The sequence below is a fragment of the Faecalibacterium sp. Marseille-Q0746 genome, from assembly GCF_017377595.1.
GTDB lineage: Bacteria > Bacillota > Clostridia > Oscillospirales > Ruminococcaceae > Faecalibacterium > Faecalibacterium duncaniae.
Map to the genome: position 1 here is coordinate 1 of NZ_JAFREI010000045.1, position 2,971 is coordinate 2,971.

The 2,971-nt window shown below is 56.4% G+C and carries 3 protein-coding genes; all 3 read right to left on the reverse strand.

The window, feature by feature from the left end; translation table 11 throughout:
- Nucleotides 1–20: 20 nt before the first annotated feature.
- Complete coding sequence (locus tag J3351_RS13915) at nucleotides 21–335, reverse strand: helix-turn-helix domain-containing protein (protein WP_097779810.1); 315 nt, start codon at nucleotides 333–335, stop codon at nucleotides 21–23.
- Nucleotides 336–413: 78 nt separating this feature from the next.
- Nucleotides 414–1,664: a hypothetical protein gene (locus J3351_RS13920; RefSeq protein WP_374222260.1), complete on the reverse strand. Its 1,251-nt coding sequence runs from the start codon at nucleotides 1,662–1,664 to the stop codon at nucleotides 414–416.
- A gap of 342 nt (nucleotides 1,665–2,006) precedes the next feature.
- The coding region (locus J3351_RS13925; RefSeq protein WP_207697991.1) for a phage/plasmid primase, P4 family at nucleotides 2,007–2,971 on the reverse strand (965 nt) is incomplete at its 5' end.

The following is a 2,971-nucleotide window of genomic DNA, read 5'->3' on the forward strand; positions in this document are numbered from 1 at the left end:
GATGCCATAGATTACCTCCCTCAGACCGCCGCAAACCAGTTGTCGAAGCTCTGCTTGTTTACCCGGATACTGGTGCCGATGCGCAGCACCCGAAAATCCTTCGTGGTGTTGCACAGGTTGTACGCAGCGCGAGGAGAAATCGCCAAAAGCTGGGCGATTTCCTCCACCCGGTAAACAAGAGGTTCGTGCTTGGCTGCTTTGGTCTGGTCAGAAGATTCTGTGGCAGGGGATTTGGACGCCTTCATTGTAACCGGGTTCGAGTCCATTTGCAAGGACTTATTCGTATAATCTTTAGATTTCACATCTTCGGTCATGTCAGGCCGATTCATATTCAAAGGCAGACCTCCGTTTCCTTGTAACCGGGTGTCGGGGCAGAAAGTGCCAGCTTTCTGCCCCAAACGTTCCCGATGAGTTCAGATTTCCGAGTGCCCCTCCTGTTTGCGGGGTTGCGCCGTTGGTTTGTTTTGCCCCTGTTCTGCCTGTAAGCGGTTCAGCAGTTGCAGAACGGAATCTCGTGCTTGCTCCTTGACCTGCTCCTTGCCCTTCTGCCGGACTTCCGGTCTCAGGAGCTTTTCCTGCAAGCGAGTGGCGGTGGTCTGCATGGTCTTGAGAAACTTGTCCAGCACGTCATCTAAACGGTGAGCGGCGTACTCTCTCGTGGCCTGCGGAGCCTTGCGCTCCTGGGACAGCACCCACTTTTTCGTGTCCTCGATCATCCGCATATCTTCCTTGCGGGTCTCGGTGCGTACCACGTCCGTCACGACCTCCACCGCCTTGTCGTAGGCTGCAGCCGAAACATCCTCCAGCAGGGTCTCCATGTCCGAAACTTTCAGGGTCAACTCGTCCAGCTTGTTCTGCTGGGCGGCAAGCCGCTCCTTCTGCTTGGCAAGGATAAAATCCTGCTTTTCCAGATACTTGCGGTTGCCGTATTCCGCTTCTTCCTCCAATTCCAGCCCATGCCGTTTTGCAATCTCAAACAGCATTTTTCGACAGGCGGCATCGAAGGTGATTTTGCGGTTGTTGCGGCGGCTGAGGGGCTTGTCCGGGTCGGGCAGCTCGAAGCCCAACACTTCCAATGCCTTTTCCTGCTGGGGAGCAACCTCGCCGTATTTGTTCTCACAGTCGAACACATGACGCTCGTGGATGTGGGGTGTGCTTTCGTCCAGATGCAGTGCCCAGTCCAGCACATGGACGTGTTCGCCAAATTTGCCCTTGAACTCCTCGATAAACTCGGTGACGATGTTCAGCAAATCCTCTGTCGAAGCGTGTTCATCCAGCGTTCCAAGTTGGTAGATGGTCTCTTCCGGGCAGGTCTTGCGGCTGGACAGCAGGTCGGGAATGGAGCGGTTGCGTTCCGTGTGCCGGATCTTGGCGTTGCGCTCGTTCTGGCTTTCCACAAAGTTGGAATAGCGGCTCTCATAGAATTGCCGTTCCACATCCGAGAAGGTCGCCGCCAGATCATCTGGGTCGGGTGGAGCGAGAGCCGAGCGGAAGCCGTGAAAGCAGTCCCGGTAGATGTTGCCCTTGGCTCGTTCAGGGTCGATGTGCTCACTGTTGGCAAGGTTGAAACTGCGGTCATTGTGCTTGGGGTTATAAGTGCCGTGTGCTCCGGCTCGTCCGTTGTGTCGTGTCAGTTTCAGATAGACATCCCTCCGTTTCAACAGCTTGGCGTGGGAGAACGCAGCAGCGGAGCTGCTGGATCTGCCGCCGTTTTGCGCCAGATAATACCCAGTAGGATATGACGCACAGCATCATATCACTGGGGCAAAGAGCTGCGCTCTCTGCACTCTTGCTCCGGGCAAGCTGCCCTTCAGGACAGCTCGTCCGGCTTTTCAGAGGGCCATTTTGACCCTCTGATTTTGGCAAACTGTCAACTTGACACTTTGCCAATAACACCCCTATATGGTGCGTATTCGGTCAATCGCTGCGTACGTGCGTACAGAGAAAGGGCATCCGCCGCGTACGCACGTACGCAGCAAAACGCCCATATTCTCCTTTATGGGGGGTCATGCCCGCCAGCCATTGGGGGTGAGGTCGGGCTGCACAAGGGCTTCGATACCGAAAAAGCCCCGGACACGCCGCCCGGATGCGTTGACGATATTGTTGGTGGATTCCAGATTATACCTGCGCTGGTTGGCAATCAGCGCATCGCTGAACCCTCGTGCCTTGATCGCGTTCAGGCTGTTCTCCTCGCACCACATCTTGTAGACCTCATACAGCTCTTTCGAGCTGGTGCAGGCATCCGCCTTCAGGCGGATATAGCCCTCGGATTCGAGGAAATCAAACACATTGTTGTTGTCCCGCTTCACCAGTTCCCGGTTCCGCTTGGCACGGTCACTCTCGGTGAACTGAAAACCATTCTTCACCAGCCGCTGCAAGCCCTCAAATGCCCACAGCAGGATGCCCTCGGCTTCTGCCGCTATCTTCTCGGCAATGTCCGGGTCATCCACACGGGAAAGGAGCTTGTCCTTGGTGGTCAGGATGAGCTGACGGCGGTAGAAACCGTCCGAGCGGTCATACAGAGCCTGCAAGTCACCGTTGCTGAACGCCAGCAGGCGGGCGTACATCCAGCCCTGATAGCTCTGCTTGCCCTTGCGCTCCAAGTCCATCTGCCCCTGTGCGGTCACGATGGACTTGACATAGTTGGTCTGGCGCAGGGCTTCCATCCGCATATCGTCGTCCACGCAGAGCAGGGTGTGCTCCAGGTCAGCACGGGTGAAGCGGTTCTCCGAAATCTTGCCGATGCTGCCATCCTTCATGTTGCAGCCGAACAGCCGGGACAGCACCACGCCGATCTGCGACTTGCCCTCGCCGCCGCTGCCCTTGATGACCATCATGCGCTGTCCCTTGTTACTGGGGATCAGGCAGTAGCCGATGAACTCCTGCACGGTGGGAATGTCCTCCGGGTAGAGCAGGTCGAACAGAAACCGCAGCCAATGGGTGGGCTGCGGGGCTTTTGGGTCATATTTGA